This window comes from Nocardia sp. NPDC050799 (assembly GCF_040654015.1).
In the GTDB taxonomy this organism is placed as follows: domain Bacteria; phylum Actinomycetota; class Actinomycetes; order Mycobacteriales; family Mycobacteriaceae; genus Nocardia.
In genome coordinates this window covers 1-23,354 of record NZ_JBFAHF010000032.1, presented here as the reverse complement: position 1 = coordinate 23,354, position 23,354 = coordinate 1, and the positions used below count along the sequence as shown (strand labels likewise).

20 protein-coding genes are annotated in these 23,354 nt (G+C 65.6%); 18 read left to right on the top strand and 2 right to left on the bottom strand.

All coding sequences use genetic code 11. The annotated features are described in order from the left end of the window. The first annotated feature begins 10 nt into the window (after window positions 1-10). Both AB0H42_RS27220 and AB0H42_RS27215 read left to right on the top strand, forming a co-directional pair. Window positions 11-3,310 carry a protein kinase gene (locus AB0H42_RS27220; RefSeq protein ID WP_357060955.1) on the top strand — a complete coding sequence of 1,100 codons (3,300 nt, stop codon included), beginning with the start codon at window positions 11-13 and terminating at the stop codon, window positions 3,308-3,310. 1,323 nt (window positions 3,311-4,633) lie between these two features. Then, complete coding sequence (locus AB0H42_RS27215; protein ID WP_357060952.1) at window positions 4,634-5,719, top strand: hypothetical protein; 1,086 nt, start codon at window positions 4,634-4,636, stop codon at window positions 5,717-5,719. 69 nt (window positions 5,720-5,788) lie between these two features. On the opposite strand, the gene AB0H42_RS27210 is transcribed toward AB0H42_RS27215, so the two are convergent. Next, window positions 5,789-6,478, bottom strand: coding sequence for a TetR/AcrR family transcriptional regulator (locus AB0H42_RS27210; protein ID WP_357060950.1), 690 nt, complete (start codon window positions 6,476-6,478; stop codon window positions 5,789-5,791). A 127-nt stretch (window positions 6,479-6,605) separates the two neighbouring features. Between AB0H42_RS27210 and AB0H42_RS27205 the strand changes: the two genes are divergently transcribed. Beyond that, window positions 6,606-8,171 (top strand): MFS transporter, encoded by a 1,566-nt coding sequence (locus tag AB0H42_RS27205; protein ID WP_357060948.1) that lies wholly within the window; start codon window positions 6,606-6,608, stop codon window positions 8,169-8,171. A gap of 204 nt (window positions 8,172-8,375) precedes the next feature. Here the strand turns inward: AB0H42_RS27205 and AB0H42_RS27200 are convergent, their stop codons facing one another. Continuing rightward, window positions 8,376-8,702, bottom strand: a complete 327-nt coding sequence (locus AB0H42_RS27200) for an antibiotic biosynthesis monooxygenase (RefSeq protein WP_357060945.1) — start codon at window positions 8,700-8,702, stop codon at window positions 8,376-8,378. 337 nt (window positions 8,703-9,039) lie between these two features. Here AB0H42_RS27200 and AB0H42_RS27195 point away from each other — a divergent pair, with 337 nt between their 5' ends. The 15 genes from AB0H42_RS27195 to AB0H42_RS27125 all read left to right on the top strand — a co-directional run bounded on the left by AB0H42_RS27195 (window position 9,040) and on the right by AB0H42_RS27125 (window position 22,979). Beyond that, window positions 9,040-10,179 carry a glutathione-independent formaldehyde dehydrogenase gene (locus AB0H42_RS27195; protein ID WP_357060942.1) on the top strand — a complete coding sequence of 380 codons (1,140 nt, stop codon included), beginning with the start codon at window positions 9,040-9,042 and terminating at the stop codon, window positions 10,177-10,179. Window positions 10,180-10,207: 28 nt separating this feature from the next. Next, a complete protein-coding gene (locus AB0H42_RS27190) occupies window positions 10,208-10,504 on the top strand; it encodes a hypothetical protein (protein ID WP_357060941.1) in 297 nt (98 codons plus the stop codon). Beyond that, entirely contained in the window at window positions 10,501-10,914 is a 414-nt protein-coding gene (locus tag AB0H42_RS27185) for a heme-binding protein (protein WP_357060939.1), read from the top strand. The genes AB0H42_RS27190 and AB0H42_RS27185 overlap by 4 nt, the downstream gene beginning before the upstream one ends. Before the next feature lie 430 nt (window positions 10,915-11,344). Then, entirely contained in the window at window positions 11,345-11,848 is a 504-nt protein-coding gene (locus AB0H42_RS27180) for a general stress protein (protein WP_357061129.1), read from the top strand. A 3-nt stretch (window positions 11,849-11,851) separates the two neighbouring features. Next, window positions 11,852-13,732 carry a molecular chaperone DnaK gene (gene dnaK / locus AB0H42_RS27175; protein ID WP_357060936.1) on the top strand — a complete coding sequence of 627 codons (1,881 nt, stop codon included), beginning with the start codon at window positions 11,852-11,854 and terminating at the stop codon, window positions 13,730-13,732. Window positions 13,733-13,740: 8 nt separating this feature from the next. Continuing rightward, window positions 13,741-14,265 carry a nucleotide exchange factor GrpE gene (locus AB0H42_RS27170; RefSeq protein ID WP_357060934.1) on the top strand — a complete coding sequence of 175 codons (525 nt, stop codon included), beginning with the start codon at window positions 13,741-13,743 and terminating at the stop codon, window positions 14,263-14,265. Between the two features lie 6 nt (window positions 14,266-14,271). Further along, the gene (locus AB0H42_RS27165; protein ID WP_357060931.1) at window positions 14,272-15,177 is read left to right on the top strand and encodes a J domain-containing protein; all 906 of its coding nucleotides are present in this window, start codon (window positions 14,272-14,274) and stop codon (window positions 15,175-15,177) included. Beyond that, window positions 15,174-15,503, top strand: coding sequence for a chaperone modulator CbpM (locus tag AB0H42_RS27160; protein ID WP_357060928.1), 330 nt, complete (start codon window positions 15,174-15,176; stop codon window positions 15,501-15,503). Before AB0H42_RS27165 ends, AB0H42_RS27160 begins: the two co-directional genes overlap by 4 nt. Next, window positions 15,485-18,118, top strand: a complete 2,634-nt coding sequence (gene clpB, locus AB0H42_RS27155) for an ATP-dependent chaperone ClpB (protein WP_357060925.1) — start codon at window positions 15,485-15,487, stop codon at window positions 18,116-18,118. The genes AB0H42_RS27160 and clpB overlap by 19 nt, the downstream gene beginning before the upstream one ends. Window positions 18,119-18,131: 13 nt before the next feature. Then, window positions 18,132-18,584, top strand: a complete 453-nt coding sequence (gene trxA, locus AB0H42_RS27150; RefSeq protein WP_357060922.1) for a thioredoxin — start codon at window positions 18,132-18,134, stop codon at window positions 18,582-18,584. After that, the gene (locus tag AB0H42_RS27145) at window positions 18,581-18,847 is read left to right on the top strand and encodes a UBP-type zinc finger domain-containing protein (protein ID WP_081595826.1); all 267 of its coding nucleotides are present in this window, start codon (window positions 18,581-18,583) and stop codon (window positions 18,845-18,847) included. The genes trxA and AB0H42_RS27145 overlap by 4 nt, the downstream gene beginning before the upstream one ends. Continuing rightward, window positions 18,825-20,552 carry an FAD-dependent oxidoreductase gene (locus AB0H42_RS27140; RefSeq protein ID WP_357060918.1) on the top strand — a complete coding sequence of 576 codons (1,728 nt, stop codon included), beginning with the start codon at window positions 18,825-18,827 and terminating at the stop codon, window positions 20,550-20,552. The genes AB0H42_RS27145 and AB0H42_RS27140 overlap by 23 nt, the downstream gene beginning before the upstream one ends. 13 nt (window positions 20,553-20,565) lie before the next feature. After that, the gene (locus AB0H42_RS27135; protein WP_357061126.1) at window positions 20,566-21,006 is read left to right on the top strand and encodes a DUF1931 family protein; all 441 of its coding nucleotides are present in this window, start codon (window positions 20,566-20,568) and stop codon (window positions 21,004-21,006) included. 444 nt (window positions 21,007-21,450) lie between these two features. Next, complete coding sequence (locus AB0H42_RS27130) at window positions 21,451-21,906, top strand: hypothetical protein (protein ID WP_357060916.1); 456 nt, start codon at window positions 21,451-21,453, stop codon at window positions 21,904-21,906. Beyond that, complete coding sequence (locus tag AB0H42_RS27125; RefSeq protein ID WP_357060914.1) at window positions 21,906-22,979, top strand: tyrosine-type recombinase/integrase; 1,074 nt, start codon at window positions 21,906-21,908, stop codon at window positions 22,977-22,979. The genes AB0H42_RS27130 and AB0H42_RS27125 overlap by 1 nt, the downstream gene beginning before the upstream one ends. Window positions 22,980-23,354 lie beyond the last annotated feature (375 nt).

Genomic DNA, 23,354 nt, shown 5'->3' with positions numbered 1-23,354 from the left:
GAATCAGTGTATGGGTGAAATCGACTTGTTCAGTACCCAACGCCATGTGGTCGCCGAGGTCACGGCCGAATTGGCGGAAGCTGGATTCTCCGATGCCCACGAGATCGGGCGTGGCGGGTTCGGTGTGGTCTACCGATGTACTCAGGCCGGATTGGATCGGATCGTCGCGGTCAAAATTCTCACCGCCGGCCTCGATCAGGAGAATCGGGAGCGGTTCGTCCGGGAGCAGCGGGCGATGGCCCAGCTGACCGGGCATCCGAATATTGTCGAAGTGCTGCAGGTGGGCACCACCGCGTCCGGATTTCCTTATCTGGTGATGCCCTACTATCCGCAAGGCTCTGTCCACGGCCGGATACGCAGCGGCGGTCCCCTGTCGATGGAGGAGACCCTGCGGTTGGGTATCAAAATCGCGGGTGCGATCGAGACCGCGCATCGTCTGGGGATTCTGCATCGCGATATCAAACCGGGCAATATTCTGATCACCGATTATGGCGAGCCGGCACTGACGGATTTCGGTATCGCCCGTCTCGCCGGGAGCTTCCGCACCGCTGCCGGCGCAGTGGCGGGTTCACCGGCCTTCACGGCCCCGGAGGTACTGGCGGGGGAGGAGGCTACCCCCGCGGGGGACGTTTACGGGCTCGGTGCGACGTTGTTCGCCGTGTTGACCGGGCATGCGGCGTTCGAGCGGCACAGCGGCGAACAAGTAGTGGCCCAGTTCCTCCGGATCACCACGCAGCCGGTACCGAACCTGCGCGACGACGGTGTCGCCGAGGATCTCGCACAATGTGTGGAGCGTGCTATGGCCCGTGCCCCGGACCAGCGGCCCAGCGCGGCGACCTTGGGTGGGGAACTGCAGCAGCTACAGACGGTGTATGGGTGGCCGGTCGACGAAATGGCGCTACGGGTCGAAGTAGGTACTCGGCCGCAGGGAGAATCCCCAGTGCCGGTGATCGGGCCGTCGACCGGCCGACTGCGGACTCGGCGTCCGGTCGCGTCCAGATCATTGGGCGGTGCAAAGGGAACGTTACCCCTCGACCTGACGAGCTTCGTCGGCCGTAGAACGGAATTGACCGAGACGAAGAATCTGCTGAGGAATTCCCGGCTGGTAACCGTGACCGGAATCGGCGGGGTGGGGAAGACACGTCTGGCGTTACGCGCGGCGAGTGGTGTGCGACAAGATTTCGCCGACGGTGTGTGGCTGGTGGAGCTCGGAGATCTTCGCGACGGTGTACTGGTTCCAGCGGTGATCGCCGCCGCGGTGGGATTACGTCCATCCGGGCAACCGCTGCTGGAAGTCTTGGTCGAATACCTGGCGTCACGACAACTACTGCTCGTGCTCGACAACTGCGAACACCTCGTGGACGACACCGCGAAAACCGCCGAACATCTACTTCTGACCTGCCCGGACCTGCGGATCCTGGCCACCAGCCGCGAGGCCTTGAGCGTAGCCGGGGAAGTGGTCGAACGGGTACCCTCGCTATCTGTTCCGGACCAGAACCGGCAACCGTCGTTGGTGGCCGCGCCGCGCTACGACGCGCTCGCCCTGTTCGCCGACAGGGCGTCCGCGGCAGTGCCCGGCTTCGCGCTCACCGAGGACAATGTCACCACAGTCGCCGAGATCTGCCGCCAACTTGACGGGCTGCCGCTACTCATCGAGTTGGCGGCGGCCCGGCTGCGGGCATTGTCCCCCGAGCAGATCCTGCAACGGTTGACCGATCGGTTCGCGCTACTGACCAGCCGCGACCGCAGCGCACCCAGTCGCCACCGGACCGTGCGATGGTGCGTCGACTGGAGTTATTCCCTGTGTAACCCGGCGGAACAAACGATCTGGGCTCAGGCCTCGGTTTTCGCCGGCAGCTTCGAGCTCGATGCCGCGGAACAGGTATTTCGGTCCGAACCTGGGACGGATGACCTTCTCGACATCTTGGCGGGCCTAGTCGACAAGTCCATCCTGATCCGCGAAGAAACGGATTCCGTGGTGCGATTCCGGCTACTCGAGACAATGCGCGACTACGGTCGCGAGAAGCTCCGAGAAGTCGGTGAGTACACCGAACTGCGGTGCCGGCATCGGGACTGGTGCTTGCGGCTGGCCGAGAATGCCCAGGCCAATTGGATCGGACCGGCCCAACTCGGCTGGATCGCTCGCCTCGACCGTGAAATACCTAATCTACGAGCAGCATTGGACTTCTGCCTGGCAGACGACGGCTCGGAGTCCGGTGCCGCGTTGTCGCTGGCGTCGGCGCTGCGGCTGTTCTGGGTAGCGCACGGACAGGTGGACGAGGCGCGCTACTGGCTCGGGCGCGCCCTCGCGCACAGCTCCGTGGATGCACCGGCTCTCCGTGCCAAGGCGTTGCACGCAGCTTGTGTATCGGCAGAAATCCAGGGCGACTCCACCGCCGCGGCCGCGCTGATTCTCGAGGCGACAGCCCTCGCTGATCGGACCGAAGACCCTCTCGTAGAGGCGTACGCGTATCTCGCCCGAGGTATGCACGCCATTTTCGGCGACGAACCGCAGCAGGCGCACACACCGCTGCATGCCGCCCTCGAGAGATTCGAAGACCAGGGGGAGGCCTACGGGCAGATCATTGCCCTCCTTTCACTCGGATTGGCGCACGAACTGCAGCACGACAGCGCAGCCGCCCTTCCGTACCACGAAAGAGCTCTGGCAGTGATCGAGTCGCATCACGACGACGTCTACCGGGCAGCCGCCCTGTGGGCCACGGCGTTGTCCGCATGGCGCCAGGGCGACCTGGACCGCCCGTCGAGGCTGCTGCGGCAGGCGCTGCGGTTGACCAGACAACTCGACGATCCCCTCATGGCCGCGACAATCGTGGAAACGCTGGCCTGGGTCGTGCGCGCCGGGGGCGATGCGCGCAAAGCCGCGGTCTTCATGGGCGCCGCGGAGAAACTCACTCAGGCCACCGGCAGCACAGCAGCGTTGTTACCGAAGCTGAGAGTCGACCATGAGGACTGCGAGCAGGCAACTCGACGCACCTTGGGCGGGAAAGGATATGCCGCCGCCTACCGCAAAGGCCACTCCATGGACTTCGACGCCATTGCCGACTACGTGCTGGAGGAACATTCACAGGCTGCGGGCACTGGATCCTCGTCGGAGTTGACCAAACGCGAGCGCGAGGTGGCCCAGCTCGTCGCAAAGGGGCTGACGAACAAGGCGATCGCCGCCCGCCTGGTCATCTCACAGCGCACAGCGCAAGGGCACGTCGAACACATCCTGACGAAACTCGGATTCGCTTCGCGTGCCCAGATCGCCGCATGGGTCGTCGAGCAGAGCCCTTCACCGAGCAGTTGATGTTCATGAGAACGTCTGCTCGGTCGTACGTGAAGTCGGCCGACGTGTTCTCCACAACACCTTGTCCAGGCATCACCTGGACCCCTGCGAGGCGACGTCCTGATTCTCGGGTGTTCAAAGCCCTTAAACTCCATGATTTTAGGAGCTCCCCGCACTCAGCGCCTCGCCCAGCGGATGTAGGAAGCGCCGTCATGTGCGCCGGAAATTCAGGAGTTGCTCCTCGGGAGCGGCACCACCGAACACGGCCCATCGAATCGCGAAGACGATTGGTGAGAGGAACCTCGCAAGGGTTCACCATGGGTGGGACGCGCCGTGCGCCCATTGCCGCCACCGTGCAATCACACCCATTGGCCCACGGTGAGGGATGGCCGACCTCGATAAGAACGGGGCAGGAATCTCAGGGGGCTGAAACGTGTACTGTGGTGGCATGCACACCAAATGTGTGCACACCTGTTGCGAAAACAGTGTTCTGATCCCCCTCCGGACACATATCTCCCTCTTTCTACCTGCTGTTATGTGGTGTGAGCATCAATTGCGCGGACTGTATGCGCAGGTCAGCAGCGTGGGGGTTCGAGTCGGGTTCAGCTGAGACAGTCCTTAAATCAACTCGCACACGTGTCCTTTCGCGGCGACCAACCCCCCTTCGGGGCCTGTCGAATGCCGGAAACCTGAATCCGTCCCGTGCGCGGGGACGAGGTGCGAGCGTCCTCGCCCGCCGTGGGCTACACCGTCGCAAGGCCGGATGAGCGGCAGCATGTAGCGCGTGACCAGTGTGGGCGGGCGGGTGGCGCGACGATCGAACCGGCGCGGCATCGTCGGGACCGGGGAGCCGATTCCCGACTGCGAATCCGTGGAGCTTGCGAGCTGGGTACTCGATTCGGGCGCCGTCAACGGAAACGTCATATCGACTGGCGTGCTGAGCTGGTGTGCCGGATTCTCCGGCGGCCCACCCTTTGTGGCGTCCAACCTGATTGTGGTCCGAAATATGTTGAGCCACAGCGGTTATTCCGCAACTTGTCGGATTGGGCCGATAATGTGGAGGTATCACCTGTAGCAGGGAGGGGTGATCCTGATGCTCGTCATCGCCAATAAGAGAGATCAGTTCAGAGTGAGTTCTGAGAACGCGTTGCGCTGCACCGCAGCGTATTTGACAATCTCTTCGTGGGTGATGCGGTGGTGACCGACAAGCTGTGGGCCAGGTTGGAGTCGTTCTGTGGGTGGCCGCATGACCCAAGCGGCCCAGTGTGACGCGGAGCAGTTGCTTGCGTCGCCCGCTCTTGCTGCCTGGAGTTTGTGCCCAGCTCGAGCGGGTATGCGACGGCGGTGGACGCGAACGAGCGCTGGAGAGCCGGTGAGGCTGGTGAGCGGGTCTCGGTGTTGTTGATCGCGGATCCGGGCAAGCCCGCCGCTGTCGCGGAACGCCTCGCGGAGTGCCTGCCGGGACGCCTGCGAGGCCGTGGCAGGGTCGAGCGCCAGTGGTCGACGTGTGTGCGTCTCGAGCCCTATCACCTCGCCGAGGGAGCGGATTTCGCCGAGGTGATCGACGCGGTTGATCCGTCCGCGGAATCCGAGGACCTCGTCGTGTACCTCACCGATCTGCCGCGCCGTGAGGACACGCTGCCGGTGGTGGCCGATGTCAGTGCGGACCACCGATTCGCGCTCATCTCTGTGCCCGGGGTGGGCGGCATCGCGATCGAGCGACGCGTCCGCACTGTCACCGAACTCGCGATCACTCACATGCTCGGTGACCCGGAACTCACGTCTGCCCGGGCGGCGCGACGGTTTCCGTCTGTGCAGATCGCGAGCGGCATCCGGTACTTCGCACCGCCGGGACTGCGGCGATTGCGCCTGCTGTTGGGGATGGTGCGGGCCAACCGGCCGTGGCGACTGGTCACCGGACTCTCGAAGGTACTCGTCGGTGCGTTCGCGACCGGAGCGATCGCGCTGGCCACCGACACGATCTGGATGTTCGCCGACACGATGGGTTCATGGAGTATGAGCGCGGCGACGGTCCTGTCGGTCGTGGCGATGATTCTGTGGCTGATCCTCGACCACGAACTCTGGGAGCGACCGCGGTCGACAGTCGAACGCGATCGCTCGGTGCTGTACAACCTGGCGACCGTGATCACTCTGGTCGTCGGCGTCGGCGTCCTGTATGTGGCCCTGTTCTGCCTGCTGCTGTTTACCGCGTGCCTGACTCTTTCTCCGGAACTGCTGTCCCCCGTCCTGGGTCATGGGGTGAACTTCTCCGATTACCTCACCCTTGCTTGGCTGCTGGCGTCTATCGCGACCATCGGTGGAGCACTCGGGTCCGGTCTCGAGGACGACACTGCGGTCAAGGAGGCGGCCTACGGGGCCCGCCAGCGCCAGCGCATCGACGAACAACGGAGTGGCTCGGACCATGCGTGATGGGCATGGCGAATGCGGCCGCTGCGGGCCCGCGACGCTCTGTTCTGACCGCGCGGCGCTGGTCTGCGGTTACGGTGTGGCGGTGTCGGCCGGGGTGGTTGCTGCCGTGCCTGCTGGGTGGGTGGTGAGGAAGTTGTCGACGAGTCGGGCGCAGTCGTCGTGGTCGATGGTGCGCAGTCCGGTGAGGCGGGCGAATACGATCGGGCCGAGGAGTTGGATGAGGGCGAAGGTGGTGTCGAGCTCGCCGACCACGGCGCGGGCGTCGGGGCTGGTGAGGATGTGGTCGAAGGGTTGGCGGTACTGCTCGATGACGCGGGCGCGTAGCGAGGTGACAGCGGCCGGATCGGGGTGGCGGCGGTCGGGGTCGGGATGGTCGTCGCCGAGGGATCCCATAGCCAGCCAGGCCAGGGTGGTCATCTGTACCGGGGCCTGTTCGATGAGGTCGGCCTGGGTGGTGAGCAGCGCGATGAGCCGCTCGCGCACGGGTCCGGTGTCGGTGGGGGTGTCGACGTGGGGGAGTAGCCGTTCGAAGGTCGCCGCGAGCAGGTGGTTGGTGCTGCCGAAGTGCCGGTAGAGGGTGGCGCGGGCGACCTTCGACACGCGGGTGACCGCTTCGACGGTGACCGCTTCGACACCGCCCGTGGACAGCAGATGGGTGGCCGCGTCGAGCAACCGGTTGCGTGAGCGTGCCAGCCGCGGGTCGGCCTGCTCGTCGGTCGCGGTGAGCGGGTCGGTCGCGGCGGGTTCCGGGTCGGTCATGGACGCGCGCTCCTCCGATTCGTGTCGTTCAACCCTGAGTGTATGTGGACACTATCCCACACTCCGACCACTATGATACTAATGGTCTCGCACAGAGACCATTGGTCTTCAATGTCGGGAGGTGCCGGTGAACACACCGGGGACGGACACTGTCGAGATCGCCAGGTGGACCAGGGGCCAGTGGTGGATGCTGACCGTGTCGTGCCTGGCGGTGGCGCTGGTGGTCGCGGCCATGGCGGCGTTGTATTCGGCGTTGCCGCAGATCGCGGTAGCGACCGGGGCGACGCAGGCCCAGCTGACCTGGATCGTCGATGGCTACACGCTGGTGCTGGCGTGTCTGGTGCTGCCCGCCGGAGCCGTCGGTGACCGTTACGGGCGCCGCGGAGTGCTGGTGGCGGGGCTGGCGGTGTTCGCGGTCGCGTCGGCGCTGCCGCTGCTGCTCGCCGACCCGGTGTGGCTGATCGCGGCGCGTGCGCTGGCCGGGGCGGGCGCGGCGCTGGTGATGCCCTCGACGCTGTCGATCCTGACCGCGGGCTTCGCCGCTGCTCATCGCGGCCGGGCGGTGGGGATGTGGGCCGGGGTCGCCGGGTCCGGGGCGGTGCTGGGCATCGTCGGTGCCGGGGTGCTGCTCGACCGGTGGTCGTGGCCCTCGGTGTTCGTCGGGTTGACCGTGGCCGGGCTGGTGCTGGCGGGGTTGTCGTGCACCATCGAAGAGTCCCGCCAGCGGGAGCATCCACCGGTGGACTGGGTGGGCGCGGCGGCGGTGGCCGTCGCGGTCGCGGCGATCGTGTTCGCCGCGATCGAGGTCCCCGCGCGCGGCTGGGCCGACCCGCTCGTCGCCGCAACCGCCGGGGTCGGCGTCCTGGCGACGGTGGCGTTCGTGGTCGTCGAGCTGCGATCGGCGGCGCCGCTGCTGGATGTGCGGTTGTTCGCCCGCCGCGGTTTCGGTGCCGGCTCGCTGTCGGTGACCATCCAGTTCCTGGTCACCTTCGGAGTGTTCCTGCTGCTGGTGCAGTACCTGCAGCTGATCCTCGGCTACGGGCCACTGGCCTCGGCGGCGGCGTTGGCGCCGATGGTAGCGCCGATGGTCGTGATCTCGGTAATCGCACCGGGGCTGTCGAGCCTTGTCGGGCTGCGGGCGATGACCGTTGCCGGCCTGCTCACCATCGCCGCCGGACTGGTGCTGGTGAGCAGGTTGACCGTCGCCGCGCACTACCTCGATCTGCTGTGGCCGCTGCTGATCATGAGCGCGGGCCTGGGATTGTGCACCGCCCCCGCGACCTACGCGATCGTCGCCGACACCCCCGAAGCCAAACAAGGGGTCGCCGCCGCGGTCAACGACGCCGCCCGCGAGATCGGCGCCGCGATCGGAATCGCCGTGGCCGGCAGCGTGCTTGCCGCCGGCTACACCCACCGCATCCAGCCCGCGCTGCCCCGGCTGCCCGAGCCCGCCCGCGGCCCGGTCGCCGATTCCTTGGCCGCCGCCCTGCAGATCGCCGACCAAGCAGGCCCTGCGGCCCGGCCGTTGGCCGAGTTCGCCAAGGCCGCATTCGTGCACGGCAGCAGCCAGGCCGCGCTTGCGCTGGCCGCCCTCACCGCCGGTGGGGCGATCGTGCTGGCGGTCCTCGCTCCCGGCCCAACCACCCGCTGGGCCCGCACACGACGTCCGCTCGCGTCCACGAAGTCCCGCTGAGGCACTCCCGTCTCGTGAAAGACGGCTGTCATGACGGGCTATCGCACGACCATCGTCGACATCGACCAGTTCCTGAACCCACGACGCACCACCCCCACATACACCGATAACGCCCCAGCCGCGACCGCGACGACGCTCACCGCACACCAAGACCGACAACGCCCGCAGATGGACAGACCCTGACGTGTTCCGCAAGTTTCCAATTCAGAGCTTGTTGGCGAGTACGTCGAGCTTGCTGATTTCGGGCGGCGCAGCGAAGAGTTCGTCGGCGCGCTCGCCGAGAGCTTTGCCGACCGGCCCATTGAGATGTGTTTCGCGGGCCGCCCGGTCCGGGAATGCGTCAATAATTCCGAACGTCGAGGGGCCGAACCAGACCGCGAACCAGGGCTTCGTGCCGGGCTCCTGCTCGACGAGTGGCAGCGCCGATCGGAGGAATTCCTCGACCGCGTCTTCCTTACCGGGTTTGGCCTCGAGTCGGACCAGCAGCGCCTTGGTGGCCCTGTCGGATCTCCTGTTCGAAGTGGCGGACATGGTCCAGCATCACACCATCGACCGGTGAAGGAAGGAGCCGCCCGAGCCCACAAATCAATGAAACCGATCCCACCTCTGGCGATCGCGGAGCCGAAAGAGGAGACTCCAAGATGGAGCGAATGCGACGCCTGGAGTGCGCCCGCTGTTGGTCGCCCGTAACGCGAAACAGTTGGTCACTTTGGTGTCGGCTTCAGGTTCTGTGCGGTGTCGCGTTCTATGCGGTGTCGCGTCGTCTGCCCCAGCAGACGGATTCATTCGGTCGGTCGCTCACGTGTAACCGCCTGTGGTGGCTTGGCCGGGCATCATCCGGAAACGCCGCATGTCAGGGAGTGTCGAGATGAAAGCGCTTGTGTACGACGGGCCACGTGAGGTTCACGTGAAGGATGTGCCCGATGCGAGGATCGAGCAGCCGACCGATGTGCTGGTAAAGATCACCAGCACCAACATTTGCGGGTCGGATCTACACATGTACGAGGGCCGCACCGATCTGGAGCCCGGGATGGTCCTCGGTCACGAGAATTTGGGGATCGTCGCAGAGGTGGGCGATGCGGTGGTCAAGGTCAGCACCGGGGACCGGGTGTGTCTACCGTTCAACATCGGTTGCGGTTTCTGCCGCAACTGCGAGGAAGGGTTGACCGCGTTCTGCCTGACAGTGCACCCGGATCCGAAGATGGCCGGTGCCGCGTTCGGTTTCGCCGGGATGGGGCCGTTCTGGGGCGGGCAGGCGGAGTATCTGCGAGTGCCGTTCGGTGACTTCAATTGCCTGCGACTGCCCGAGGACGCCCAGGACAAGGAAGCCGACTATGTGATGCTTTCCGATATCTTCCCCACCGGTTGGCACTGCACCCGCCTGGCCGATATGCAGCCCGGGGATTCGATGGTGGTCTACGGGGCCGGGCCGGTCGGTCTGATGGCGGCGTACTCGGCGATGATCCAGGGCGCGAGCCAGGTGATGATCGTCGATCGTCATCCCGACCGGTTGCGGCTCGCCGAGCAGATCGGGGTCACACCCATCGACGACTCCATCGGTGACCCGGTCGAGCAGGTCCTCGATATGACCGGCGGGCGCGGCGCCGATAAGGGCTGTGAGTGCGTCGGGTACCAGGCGCACGACCCGCAAGGTCACGAGGACGCCGCGATGACGATGAATCGGCTCGTCGACTCGGTGCGTTTCACCGGACATATCGGCGTGGTCGGTATTTTCCTGCCTCAGGACCGCAACGCCCCTGACGAACTCGAACGAGACGGCAAGATTGCCTTCGACATGGGGAAATTCTGGTTCAAGGGGCAGAAGGCCGGCACCGGGCAGGCCAATGTCAAGCATTACAACCGGCAGCTGCGTGACCTGATCCACCAGGGCCGGGCCACACCGTCCTGGATCATCTCTCATGAGCTCCCGCTGGCCGAGGCCGAGGTCGGCTACCAGCATTTCGATGCCCGCGACGACGGATGGACCAAAGTCGTACTGCATCCGTGAGGCGGCCCTGACCGAGAGGAGCACAACAATGACAACAGCACTGCAGGGCACGCCGATCGCGGCACTGGTTACTGGCATGATCGAAGGCGTCGAATTCGGGCGACCCCCGGTGGGACAAGCCGGTGGGTATATAGAGTTGCTGTCTTCGCAGCCGGGCGAAATCCGTACACCCGATAACGATCCGGGCAGCGCCGGGGCCGATGGCGTCGGCGGAGAAATCGTGATCGACGGCAACCTGATCTCGGGCCGGCCGTTCGACGACCTCCCCACGTTCTGCCAGGCAGTCGTCGAGCAGTTCGCGAAGACCGGGGCGGGTGCGTCATGACAGTGAACCAGGGGTCGGTGTCCCTCGACGATGCGCAGCGAGTGATTGCCGCCGGCCGGGCCAAAGCCGCCGAGATCGAGTCGCCGTCGAATATTGCGGTGGTCGATGCCGGCGGCAACCTCGTAGCCCATGTGCGGATGGACGGCGCCTGGATCGCCAGCATCGACATTTCGATAAACAAGGCATTCACTGCGCGAGCGCTGGACATCTCGACCGAAGAGCTTGCGGCCGATGCGGGTCCGGGTGAGCAGTTCTACGGGATACACGCCTCCAACGGTGGGCGCATCATGATCTTCGCCGGCGGTGTGCCGCTGCGGCACAACGGCCAGGTCGTCGGGGCGGTCGGCGTCAGCGGCGGCACCGGGGAGCAGGACAAGACAGTCGCCGCGGCGGCCGTGGCGGCGATGTGAACCGTGAACTGTGTCGACAAGGCGATGTCGCGGAGGTCACCCGTGGGCGCCGGCGAACCGGGCGTGTTCTCGGGTAGCTCGATGCTGCGGCGGAGTAGCAACGGCTCGGCGAACGAATGTGCTGCGGCGGTCGACACATGATGCGTCGGCTGCGATAATTTCGTGTATCGGGAGTTCTGCTCGCGAAAGCACGATGTAGCGGCTGATGCGCTGAGCGCGTGGATACGAGCCGCTCGAGTGGCCGGCCTGGAGCCGTGCCGGTAGTGCAGTCCGGCCGTCACCGTCTCCCGTTTTCGTCGTATGCCCAAAGGCGGATGAAGAACGTTATGCGGTTGAGCCGTGCGTGAGTTCAACCCCGTTGACCGACCGGAGCCGAACCTGTACACGTGCGGCTCGGTAAACCTCGAATCATCGCCGCCGAGGGGGCGTGATGGCAGAGTCCAGTGGCGGAGCCTCCGCGGTGAATCCGAGCCGGCCGGCACGTCGGGTAGTGGCAACGTTCGACTCTTACACTGACGCCGAAAGCGCTGTCGACTATCTCTCCGACCAGCATTTCGCGGTGAACAAAATAGCCATCGTCGGACGTGATCTCGAGCTGATCGAACAGGTCGTCGGCCGGTTCCACGCTGGCTGGGCAGCTCTGCGAGGCGGCGCCGCGGGCGGGCTGACAGGGGCACTGTTCGGCTGGATCTTCGGGTTGTTCGACTGGGTCCAGCCGCTGCTCACGAGCCTCACGCTTGCCTTCTACGGGCTGGTGTTCGGTGTTGTTGTCGGCGCTCTGCTCGGCCTGCTCATGTATGCGCTGCAGGGCGGCCGGCGCGACTTCACCTCGATCCAGTCATTGCAACCACGTCACTACGAGGTCCTCGCCGACGTCGACGCCGCGGACGAGGCCGTCCGCCTGCTCACCGGCCGGACCGATCGAAGGGAATAAGTCATGGCAACTGCAGTAGGTATCGATCTGGGCACCACCAACTCGGTCATCGCGAGCTGGCAAGGCGGCGAGGCGGTGGTGATCTCCAATGTCGAAGGAGCACGGACGACGCCGTCGGTAGTGGCGTTCACCGAGAGCGGCGAGCGACTGGTGGGTCAGCTCGCCCGGCGGCAGGCGATCTTGAATCCGAAGGGCACGATCTACTCGGCGAAACGCTTCATCGGACGTCATTTCGACGAGATCTCCGAGGAGGCCAAGGCGGTGAGTTTCGACGTCGTGCCGGGGGACAACGGTGAGGCGCGATTCGATGTGCGGGGTAAGAAATACGCGCCGGAGGAGATCAGTGCCCTGGTGCTGCGCAAGCTCGTCGACGACGCGAGTAAGTTCCTCGGTGAGAAGGTCAAGGAAGTGGTCATCACCGTTCCCGCCTATTTCAACGACGCGCAGCGCAATGCCACCAAGGATGCCGGCCGTATCGCCGGTCTCGAAGTCCTGCGGATCATCAATGAGCCGACCGCCGCGGCACTGGCTTACGGCATGGACAAGCAGACCCATGAGACCGTACTGGTTTTCGACCTCGGTGGCGGCACGTTCGATGTGAGCCTGCTCGATGTCGGGGAGGGCGTGGTCGAGGTGCGTTCCACGGCCGGTGACTCCCACCTCGGCGGCGACGATTTCGATCGACGTCTGGTGGACTACCTCGCCGATGAATTCCAGAGTGCGGAGAAAATCGATCTGCGCAAGGACCCGCAGGCGTTGCAGCGCCTGTTCGAGGCCGCGGAGAAGGCCAAGGTCGAGTTGTCCTCGGTGAGTCAGGCCCAGGTCAATTTGCCTTTCGTGACCGCTGACGCGAACGGTCCCAAGCATCTCACCACGACGATCATGCGTTCCAAGTTCGAGGATCTGACGGCCGATCTGGTGGAACGCTGCCTCGAGCCGGTGAAGCAGGCGATGAGTGACGCCAAGGTCACCGCCAACGATATCGACGAGGTGATCCTGGTCGGGGGTTCGACACGTATTCCGGCGGTGCAGGCGCTGGTGCGCCGGCTCACCGGCGGCAAGGACCCCAATATGAGCGTCAACCCCGACGAGGTCGTGGCGCTCGGTGCCGCGGTCCAGGCGGGCGTGCTCAAGGGCGAGGTCTCCGATGTGCTGCTGCTCGATGTCACTCCGTTGTCCCTCGGCGTCGAAACCCAGGGTGGGGTGATGACCAAGATCATCGAGCGCAACACGACGATCCCGGCCCGGCGCAGTGAAGTGTTCTCCACCGCGGAGGACAACCAGTCGGCAGTGGATGTCGTGGTGCTGCAGGGTGAACGTGAACGAGCCGCTGACAATCGGGTGCTGGGCCGGTTCCGGCTGGAAGACATCCGCCCCGCGCCACGGGGCGAGGCCCAGGTCGAAGTCACTTTCGATATCGACGCCAACGGCATCCTCAACGTCACCGCCCGCGACAAGGACACCGGCAAGGAACAGAGCATCACGATCAGTGAGCAGGGCAATCTGGGTCAGGGTGAGGTCGAGCGCATGCTGGCCGAGGCCGAACGGAACCGGAGTGAGGACGAGGCGCTGCGGAAGGCGGTGGATGCGCGCAACGCGCTCGATTCGGTGGCCTATCAGGTGGAACGGCGACTCGCCGAACTCGGTGACAGTGCTCCACCGCACGACAAGGCGCGCGCCGAGATGCTGATCGCCGACGCCAGGAAGGCTGTGAACGATGGTGCTTCACCGGCGGAGGTGGCGCCACTCACCTCGGAGTTGCAGCAGTTGCTGTACGGGCTCGCACCGGTCCAGGCAGGCGGCGACGGACACCGGGCAGACAGCGCAGACACCGCGTCGTCGGAGGACGACGACGTGGTCGACGCCGAATTCGACCGGAGCTGAGGCCCGCGATGGAAAGGTCTGCAGATCGTTCGACGACCGAGCCGGCGACCGACGGTACCGACCGGGACCAGGCCGAGACGCCGCCTGATCACACCGGTACGGAGGCCGAGTCGGCTCAACTCGAGGACCGCTGGCGCAGGGCCCTCGCGGATCTGGACAACCTGCGCAAACGCTATGCCAAGGATCTGGGCCGTGAACGCGCCACCGAGGTGGCGAAGGTTTCCGCGGCGTGGCTGCCGGTTCTGGACAATTTGGAGCTCGCGCTGGCCCATGCCGGTAGTGATCCTCAGGCTGTCGTCGAAGGTGTGAAGGCGATCCGGGATCAGGCGGTGCAGGTGCTGTCACAGTTCGGCTTCGAACGCCACGACGAGGTCGGTGTGCCGTTCTCCCCGGAGCTCCACGAAGTGGTCGGTGTGGTGGACCGGCCCGACCTCGCTTCCGGGACAGTGGTCGAGGTGGTGCGCCCGGGCTACGGCGAGGACGGGCGGCAGTTGCGTCCCGCCGCGGTGGTCGTCAGCCGACCCGAGGGGTGAGCGGCGATGGCGCGCGATTACTACGAAGTCCTCGGAGTCCCGCGTGGCGCCGGCGCCGACGAAATCCAGCAGGCGTACCGAAAGCTGGCTCGCAAGTATCACCCCGATGTGAACAAGGACCCCACGGCGGAGGACATGTTCAAAGAGGTGAACGAGGCCTACCAGGTGTTGTCCGACCCGGACACCCGCACACGCTACGACCGATTCGGCGACGACTTCCGGCGGGTGCCCGAGGATTACGACGAACGGGTCCGGGCAAGCGCCGGTGGGTACGGGGGTGGGGGCAGGAGAGTGCACTTCGGTCAAGGATTCGGTGGCCAGGGCCCGGTCGACTTCGAGGATCTCTTCGGGCAGATGTTCACCGGCGCCGGCGGGTATGGGCCGATTCCCGGGGCGGATCAGGAAGCGGAACTGGAACTGACGCTGGAAGAGGCGTATCGGGGCGGCAAACGCACTCTCGGACTGGACGGACGGCAGTACGACGTCGACATTCCGGCCGGTGTCCTGAACGGGCAGCGAATCCGGCTGGCCGGGCAGGGCGGCCGGGGCGGTGGTAGTGCGCCGCCCGGGGATCTGTACCTCGTGGTGCGGATCAGGCCGCATCCCCGGTTCCGGGTGCAGGGTCGAGACATCTATGTCGACCTGCCCGTATCACCCTGGGAGGCGGTCCTCGGCGCGACCGTCGTCGTGCCCACCCCGGGCGGCGAGGCGAAAGTCAAAGTGGTGCCGGGCTCGTCGACGGGTAGGAAGCTGCGGCTACGCGGAGAAGGAATGCCAAACCCGCGGGGCGCCGCCGGCAACCTCTACGCCGAGATCAAAGTGATGGTGCCGTCGAAACCGACAGCACGCGAACGGGACCTGTTCGAGCAACTGGCCGCCGAATCGAACTTCGATCCGAGGAAAGTGAAATGAGCACACCACTGCCGGGCGCCCGGTACGTCTTGGTTCGCCGTATCGGATTGTCGCCGGATGCCTTCGCCGAGCGAACCGGGCTACACCCCGACCTGGCCCGAAAACTGGTCGCTCTCGGACTGCTCGACGCCCACCGCGACGCCGGCGGCGAGATGTCGTTCGAACCATCCGCAGTCGCTCACGCCGCCCGCATCCAACGGCTGCGAACCGGTCTGGGCCTGAACTACTCGGCAATCGGGCTCGTGCTCGATCTGCTGGCTCGAATCGAGGAACTCGAAGCCGCTTCCCGCAGAAGGAGGACGCCCCCATGGACACCGGCAGCCTGACCGAGAAGTCACGAGAAGCCCTGCAGGAAGCCCAGAACGTAGCGACAAGAATGGGTCACACCGAGGTCGACGGTGAGCACCTGCTGCTCGCGCTGGTCGATCAGCAAGGAGGACTGGTCCCCAGACTGCTCGAGCAGGCCGGCGCGAACGTCGATGCGCTGCGATCCGATCTGGAGCGTGAACTGTCGCGCCGGCCGAAGGTCAGCGGACCCGGCGCGACGCCCGGCCAGGTGATGATCACCCAGCGCCTGGCCAAGCTGCTCGATGCCGCGGAACGGGAGGCGAAGCGACTCAAGGATTCCTATGTCTCGGTGGAACATCTCGTGATGGCACTCTCCGAGGAGGGGTCGGCCAGTGCGGCCGGACGGGTCCTCGCCGGTCATGGGATCACGCGAGAGTCCTTCCTCACCGCCTTGACCGCAGTGCGTGGCAATCAGCGCGTCACCTCGGCGACCCCGGAAGGTGCGTACGAGGCCTTGGAGAAGTATGGACGCGACCTCGTCTCCGAAGGACGGGCAGGCAAACTCGATCCGGTCATCGGCCGAGATGCCGAGATCCGCAGGGTGACGCAGATCCTGAGCCGGAAGACGAAGAACAATCCGGTACTGATCGGCGACCCCGGCGTCGGTAAGACCGCGATTGTCGAGGGCCTCGCCCAGCGGATCGTCCGCGGCGACGTGCCCGAGGGCCTGCGCGACAAGACGATCTTCTCGCTCGATATGGGTTCCCTGGTAGCCGGTGCGAAATACCGCGGCGAGTTCGAAGAGCGACTGCAAGCGGTGCTGTCCGAGGTCAAGGCGGCAGAGGGCCGCATCCTGTTGTTCGTCGACGAGCTGCATACCGTTGTCGGCGCGGGATCGGTCGGCGGCGAGGGGTCACTCGACGCCGGCAATATGCTCAAACCGATGCTCGCCCGCGGCGAACTGCACATGATCGGTGCCACCACACTCGACGAGTATCGCAAGCACATCGAATCCGACGCGGCCCTGGAGCGCCGCTTCCAGACTGTTCTGGTCGACGAACCCACCATCGAGGATGCGATCTCGATTCTGCGCGGTCTCCGGGAACGCCTCGAGGTGTTCCACGGCGTGAAGATCCAGGACGGCGCACTGGTGGCCGCTGTGACCCTCTCGCACCGGTACATCACCGACCGCTTCCTCCCGGACAAAGCGATCGACCTGGTGGATGAGGCCTGCGCGCGGCTGCGCACCGAAATAGATTCGATGCCCGCCGAACTCGACGAACTCACCCGTAAAGTCACCCGCCTGGAGATCGAAGGGGCCGCGCTGTCCAAGGAAGCGGACGCGGCCAGCAAGGCGCGCCTCGAAGAGCTGCGTAAGGAACTGGCCGACCTGCGCGCCGAAGCCGACGCCCGGCACGCTCAGTGGGAGGCGGAGCGGCAGGCGATCCGGCGGGTGCAGGAACTGCGCGGAGAGCTGGAACGACTGCGCTACGAAGCCGAGGAAGCGGAGCGCAACTACGACCTCAATCGGGCCGCCGAGCTGCGATACGGCGAGATCACCGAGCTGGAACGTAGGCTCGAGGCGGCAGAGGAGCAACTGGCCACCAGGCAAGGCGGGAATCCGTTGCTGCGCGAGGTTGTCACCGAAGACGAAATCGCGGAGATCGTGGCCGCATGGACGGGTATCCCCGTCGCCCGGCTGCAGGAAGGCGAGCGGGAGAAGCTGCTGAAGCTCGACGAGATTCTGCACGAAAGGGTCGTCGGCCAGGACGAGGCGGTGCAACTGGTCGCAGACGCGGTGATCCGGGCCAGGTCCGGTATCCGCGACCCGCGCCGGCCCATCGGCTCGTTCATCTTCCTGGGCCCGACGGGCGTGGGAAAGACCGAGCTCGCAAAGACACTGGCCGGCGCCCTCTTCGACAGCGAAGACAATATGGTGCGCCTGGATATGAGCGAGTACCAGGAGCGGCACACGGTGAGCAGGCTCATCGGTGCGCCGCCCGGGTACGTCGGATACGACGAGGGCGGCCAGCTCACCGAGGCGGTGCGCCGCAAGCCGTACTCCGTCGTGCTCTTCGACGAGATCGAGAAGGCCCACGCCGACGTCTTCAATACCCTGCTGCAGGTGCTCGATGACGGCCGGATCACCGATTCCCAGGGCAGGCAGGTCGATTTCCGCAACACCGTGATCATCATGACCTCCAATATCGGATCCCATCACCTCCTCGACGGCGTCACAGCCAACGGCGAGATCAAGCCGGACGCGCGCGAGCGGGTGCTGGCGGAACTGCGCGGTCACTTCCGTCCCGAGTTCCTCAACCGGGTCGACGACATCGTGTTGTTCACACCGCTCACCCTGCCCCAGATCGAGCACATCGTGGAGCTACAACTCATCGACCTTCGGAACAGGCTAATACAGAGGCAAATACACCTGGATATCACCGCAGAAGCACGCCGGCTCATCGCCGAACACGGTTTCGACCCGGTCTACGGTGCGCGGCCGCTGCGGCGATACATCGCCCACGAGGTCGAGACCAAGATAGGTCGCGCGCTGTTGCGTGGCGAGATCGAACCGGAAGGCGTCATCCGTGTCACGGTGGACGGCGGTGAGCTCGCCGTCGCCTATACCGAACCCGCTGTCGCGGCGGCGTAAGGAGGGGCCCGTCATGGGATCCGAAACGGTGAAATGCCCGAACTGCGGCAAGATGAACAGGGTCCCCGCAGCAGGAGCAGGCACACCGCGCTGCGGTAACTGCCACGAACCGCTGCCCTGGATCGCCTCGGCAGCAGATGACGACTTCGCGGAGATCGCCGAGACTTCCTCGGTTCCTGTGCTCGTCGATCTCTGGGCGAGCTGGTGCGGCCCGTGCCGCATGGTCAGCCCGGCGCTCGAGCAACTCGCCAGGGAACGCGCGGGTCAGATCAAGCTGGTGAAGACCGACGTGGATGCTGCGCCCGAGACCGCCGAACGGTTCACCGTCCGCGCCGTACCGACTCTGCTCGTGATGGACCGGGGCGAGGTCCTGGCACGTCAGGCGGGCGCTGCTCCTGTACCACAACTGCGCGCCTGGCTCGATCAGGCGCTCTCGGAAAATGCGGGCAAGGAGACGAAGCCATGACTTCTGTACCTGTGGACCCACACGTGACCGCCATCCGGCCCGTCGTGCCCCGGACCCCGCAGGGCTGCGAGGAATGTCTTCGCCTCGGCACACCGTGGGTACATCTGAGGCTTTGCCTGACGTGCGGACACGTCGGGTGCTGCGATTCCTCACCGGGCAAGCACGCGAGCGCGCACGCTCGCGTCATCGGCCATCCGATCGTCCAGTCGATGGAGCCAGGTGAAGATTGGCGCTGGTGTTATGTCGACCAGAACATCGTCTGAGGATCCCACTCCCGTCCGTGACATCCCGCAGGTCGATGACGAGACTCCCGATGAGCTGGGAGCATTCCCGCGGCTGACGGATGACCAGGTCGCGACACTCGAAGTCGGTGGCGCGCGTCGACCGGTTCGCGCCGGCGAGGTGCTGATCCGAGAGGGCGAACCCAGCAACGATTTCTTCGTGATCCTCTCGGGCACGGTCGCGATCATCGACGAGGGCGACGGAGACAGCGGACGCCGGATACTGCGTGTGCACGGTCCCGGACGATTCCTGGGCGAGCTCGGGCTGCTGGAAGGCCAGGTGGCCTTCTTCACCGCCGAAGCGATCGAGGACGGCGAGATACTCGTCGTCCCGGCCGAGCGGGTGCGTGAACTGGTGGCTCACGATCTCGTGCTCAGCGATCTGATCCTGCGCGCCTACCTGGTGCGTCGACACCTGCTGATCGGGCTCGGTTCGGGGTTCCGGATAATCGGCTCCTGCTATTCACCGGACACGCTGCGGCTTCGCGAGTTCGCCATGCGAAACCGGCTGCCCCACAAGTGGATCGATGTGGAACAGGACGAAAGGGCCGAGCAGCTGCTGCGCAGCCTGGACGTCGCTCCCGAGGACACACCCGTCGTGATCTGGCACGGCGAAAAGGTGCTTCGCAATCCGCCGAACGCCGAACTCGCCCGTATCGTCGGGCTTCCGGCTCCGGACCCGGTCCGGGACGCAACCCAGGACGTGTGCGACCTCGTCGTGGTGGGGGCGGGACCCGCCGGTCTGGCCGCCTCCGTGTACGGCGCCTCGGACGGGCTGAACACGGTGACACTGGAGTCGATCGCCGCGGGTGGGCAGGCCAGTACCTCCTCGCGGATCGAGAACTACCTCGGGTTCCCCGCCGGTATCTCCGGCGCCGAGCTGGCGGAGCGGGCTGTGATCCAGGCCGGGAAGTTCGGGGCCCGGCTGCTGGTGTCAGCGGAGGTGACCGGTTTGGTGCCCGAGGACGGGCATCACGCGCTCCCGCTCGCGGACGGCGGTGTGGTTCGCGGCCGGGCTGTCGTGCTCGCCACCGGGGCGCAATACCGGCAGCTGACGGTCCCGGGGATCGAGGCGCTGGAGGGAACGAGCGTGTACTACGCCGCGACCCATCAGGAAGCGCGGATGTGCGGCACCGACCCGGTGGCCATCGTCGGCGGCGGAAACTCCGCCGGACAGGCCACCGTGTTTCTCGCGGGCAGTGCCTCCCGTGTTCACCTGCTCATCCGCAGCGGTGACCTCGGAAAGAGTATGTCCCGGTATCTGGTCGACCAGATCGAGCGCCATCCGCGGGTGACGGTGCACCGGAATACCGAGGTTCGTACGGTCCACGGGGAGAAGTACCTCGAAGAGATTGTGGTCGAGAACAATCACACAGGGGAGCAGGACACTCTCCGGGTGCGCGCCCTGTTCGTCTTCATCGGGGCGATGCCATACACCGGGTGGCTGGCCGACACGATCGCACTCGACGACCACGGCTTCGTCCTCACGGGCATGGACCCGGTCCTCGCCCGAGGCGACGGCACACAGCGGACCGGTGCCCGGTCGCCGAGGACGCTCGAAACCAGCCGGCCCGGCCTGTTCGCCGCGGGCGACGTCCGTAGCGGCTCCGTGAAGCGGGTCGCATCCGCTGTCGGCGAAGGCGCGATGGCGGTCCGCCAAATCCATGAATACTTCGACAGGAGCTGACGACATGCCAGTAATGGGTACCGTGAAATTCCAGCAATTCTTCCGGGCAGCGGCCGGCCTGCACGTCGACCGGAACGATCTGAAGCGCTATACGGATTTCGTCGACGACAAGATCTATGACCTGGTCCTCATCGGCAAGGCGTCGGCAAAGGCAAATCTGAGGGACGTGATCGAACCGTGGGATCTGCCGATCACCAAGGGACTGCAGGAGAGCATCCACCGGTTCGAGAAATTGGACCAGGAGATCGAGCTACAGTCCGTGCTCGATCAACTCACGGCCCGGCCGCCGTTGGACATGACCCTCTCCGAGGCGACCGAGCAGCGACTGCCTCTGATCGCCGGAGGCTTGAGCGTGGCACTGGCGCACACATTCGTTACGATCGAGCCGGACCGAAAGAACTTCGGGACCGCCGAGTGGAAGGTCGCCTTCGACATCTTCCATCTCCTGCTCTGACCACCCGCCCGCAGCCCGTCGAGCCAGCAGATCGCCGCTTGGCGCGACGCCGAGACCAGTTCCTCCGCACCTGACACGGCCGAGCGGTTGGTGTGGGGCACCGGCTGCTCGACGGGCTGGGGGAGTTGACACGCACAGCCTGCCACGACCAAAGACCGGTGCGTCCGGTGCCGACTGGCGAAGGCCGCTGTGTCCGATGAACCGATACCCTGGGCGCACCGACATGCGGCTTGCCTGCTAGAGCGTTGGGGCAGACCCGGAGCTACGCTTGGTTGATAACCAGGAGTTTTCGGTGGTTGAGCGCGTGGGCGTAGTGGTCGATTCCCCCTCCGGACACTTTTTGCGGTATTTGTGCCCCAGAAACCGTGTCCGTGCATCGCCTGGACACCCATTTTCCCGTCACCGCCGTGACCTGCGGTTTCACCCCGGCTGGGGGTGAAAATTGTGACCGATGACACACTGGCGCCGCTACTTCCTTCCTTCATCGACCGACGCGGAATCGGCGACCCGTCCGTCTTCGCGTCAGGTCCCGCCCTGCCGATGGCGACCCTCGAGGAACCCGTGCGATCGAGGGCCATACACAGCATCCGGCCCGTCGACACCAACGGCCGCGTCGTCGACAAAGCCATCGTCGGAGCCCTCAACTGGCATCCCGGAGATCTGCTGTCGTGGCGGGTCACCGGGGGACTGGTGTTGATCACTCGTCCTGGCCACGGCCGCCGTGGCGTCACCAAGTACGGGCACCTCTCCCTGCCCGCCGCCGTCCGGCATTCCGCGGGCATCCGCATCCATGACCGTGTGCTGCTGGCCGCCGACCCCGACCAGGCCCTGCTGGTCGTCTATCCCGCCGACGTTCTCGACGACATCCTCGCTCGCCGCTTCGCCGAAGGAGCATCCTGATGACCACCGGTACCCAGGCCGATATTGCCGCCGTGCAGATGATGATGGAACGCTTCGGGCTCACTGCCGCCGACCTCGGCACCGCAGCGCCGGCCGAGACCGCTCGTCTCGCACCGACCTTCGCCGAGTTCATCCCGGTCGCGATCGACCGCATGCCTGCCGGCCGTACCCTCGACCACTACTGCACCTACTGGAACAAGATCCTCGCCCAACCCGGCTGGGGTGAACGGCGACTCGACGAACCCACCACCGCGGACCTGCAGGTGCTCTGTGAACAGATCCGCGCCAGCCGGGTCATCCGCCGCTCCGATCGCGGCGGCAGCGAAGTTGTACGCCACGTCATCGACGCGCTGCACAAGCTGTATCGGCAGGCCGAAGACAGCCGACTCATCGACCCGCGCGACAACCCCGCCGCACGCCTGACCAAACCCAAACGCACCCGCTCCAACCGCCGCGCCCTGCCCGCCGACCTGCTGGCACAGCTCGTCCACGTTGCCGCTACAACCGGCAACGACCCTGAACTGGACAGCCTGATCCTGCGCCTGCACACCGAAACTGCTTGCCGACGTGCCGGGGCACTATCCCTGCGGCCTCAGGACTTGGATCCGGTGCAATCGGTGATCTTGCTGCGCGAAAAGGGTGGCACGCAGTTGTGGCAACCGATCTCACCGACCCTCATGCAAGCCTTGTGCCGCCACGCCGAACAACGCGGTGCGCCCGCGTCCGGTCCGCTGTTGCGCGCGCGCGGCGGCAACCCGGTCACACGCCGCCGCTACAACCACCTGTTCGAACGCCTCGGCAAACACCTCCCATGGGTGCACACCCACGGCATCTCCATCCACTGGCTACGCCACACCACCATCACCTGGGTCGAACGCCACTACGGCACCGCCGTCGCGCGGGAATTTGCCCGCCACAGCCAGACGGGTGGGGGAGTGACCGGCATCTACACCACCGCCACCATCAGCGAAGTCGCCCTTGCCGTTGCGCACCTCACCGGTGAACCCCACCCACTGGCCGTCGAGGTTTCCGATTACCGGGGGCCGTCACAGAGTCCAGCCCGGCACGAGTAAAAGATTCGCGCCGGATCGTCGCCGTAACGGCCGGGGTGAGTTCGGCATCAAGATGTCGGTTTCCGCAACCTTGGCGTCCCCTCCAGCTCGGCTGGCGGGGACGCCTGGGCCCTTACGATCGACTGACAAGCTCGACTCCTTCGCCTGAGCGCAAAAGGGCGGTGCGCGTGTTCATGAACAACTCGCGTTCGGTACACGATTTCTGAACACTGGGGGAGGGGCAGCGACCGGGCAGTATCGGTCCGGAGCTACACCACCTCAGAGTGTTCAAAAGAGGATCAATTGATGAACAGTCTCGACTATGCCCCCGTCGATCTCACGCCTCCTGCAGGAGGTGGGGGCAGCAATCCTGGTGTGGCCGCGGTTTCGGAAGGA

Coding starts and splice junctions, on each gene's coding strand:
- AB0H42_RS27125 (WP_357060914.1), top strand. CDS start 21,906: ATGACCACCGGTACCCAGGCCGATATTGCCGCCGTGCAGATGATGATG.
- AB0H42_RS27180 (WP_357061129.1), top strand. CDS start 11,345: ATGGCAGAGTCCAGTGGCGGAGCCTCCGCGGTGAATCCGAGCCGGCCG.
- AB0H42_RS27200 (WP_357060945.1), bottom strand. CDS start 8,702: ATGTCCGCCACTTCGAACAGGAGATCCGACAGGGCCACCAAGGCGCTG.
- AB0H42_RS27170 (WP_357060934.1), top strand. CDS start 13,741: ATGGAAAGGTCTGCAGATCGTTCGACGACCGAGCCGGCGACCGACGGT.
- AB0H42_RS27195 (WP_357060942.1), top strand. CDS start 9,040: ATGAAAGCGCTTGTGTACGACGGGCCACGTGAGGTTCACGTGAAGGAT.
- AB0H42_RS27185 (WP_357060939.1), top strand. CDS start 10,501: ATGACAGTGAACCAGGGGTCGGTGTCCCTCGACGATGCGCAGCGAGTG.
- AB0H42_RS27140 (WP_357060918.1), top strand. CDS start 18,825: ATGTCGACCAGAACATCGTCTGAGGATCCCACTCCCGTCCGTGACATC.
- AB0H42_RS27160 (WP_357060928.1), top strand. CDS start 15,174: ATGAGCACACCACTGCCGGGCGCCCGGTACGTCTTGGTTCGCCGTATC.
- AB0H42_RS27145 (WP_081595826.1), top strand. CDS start 18,581: ATGACTTCTGTACCTGTGGACCCACACGTGACCGCCATCCGGCCCGTC.
- AB0H42_RS27190 (WP_357060941.1), top strand. CDS start 10,208: ATGACAACAGCACTGCAGGGCACGCCGATCGCGGCACTGGTTACTGGC.
- AB0H42_RS27135 (WP_357061126.1), top strand. CDS start 20,566: ATGGGTACCGTGAAATTCCAGCAATTCTTCCGGGCAGCGGCCGGCCTG.
- AB0H42_RS27210 (WP_357060950.1), bottom strand. CDS start 6,478: ATGACCGACCCGGAACCCGCCGCGACCGACCCGCTCACCGCGACCGAC.
- dnaK (WP_357060936.1), top strand. CDS start 11,852: ATGGCAACTGCAGTAGGTATCGATCTGGGCACCACCAACTCGGTCATC.
- AB0H42_RS27220 (WP_357060955.1), top strand. CDS start 11: ATGGGTGAAATCGACTTGTTCAGTACCCAACGCCATGTGGTCGCCGAG.
- trxA (WP_357060922.1), top strand. CDS start 18,132: ATGGGATCCGAAACGGTGAAATGCCCGAACTGCGGCAAGATGAACAGG.
- clpB (WP_357060925.1), top strand. CDS start 15,485: ATGGACACCGGCAGCCTGACCGAGAAGTCACGAGAAGCCCTGCAGGAA.
- AB0H42_RS27165 (WP_357060931.1), top strand. CDS start 14,272: ATGGCGCGCGATTACTACGAAGTCCTCGGAGTCCCGCGTGGCGCCGGC.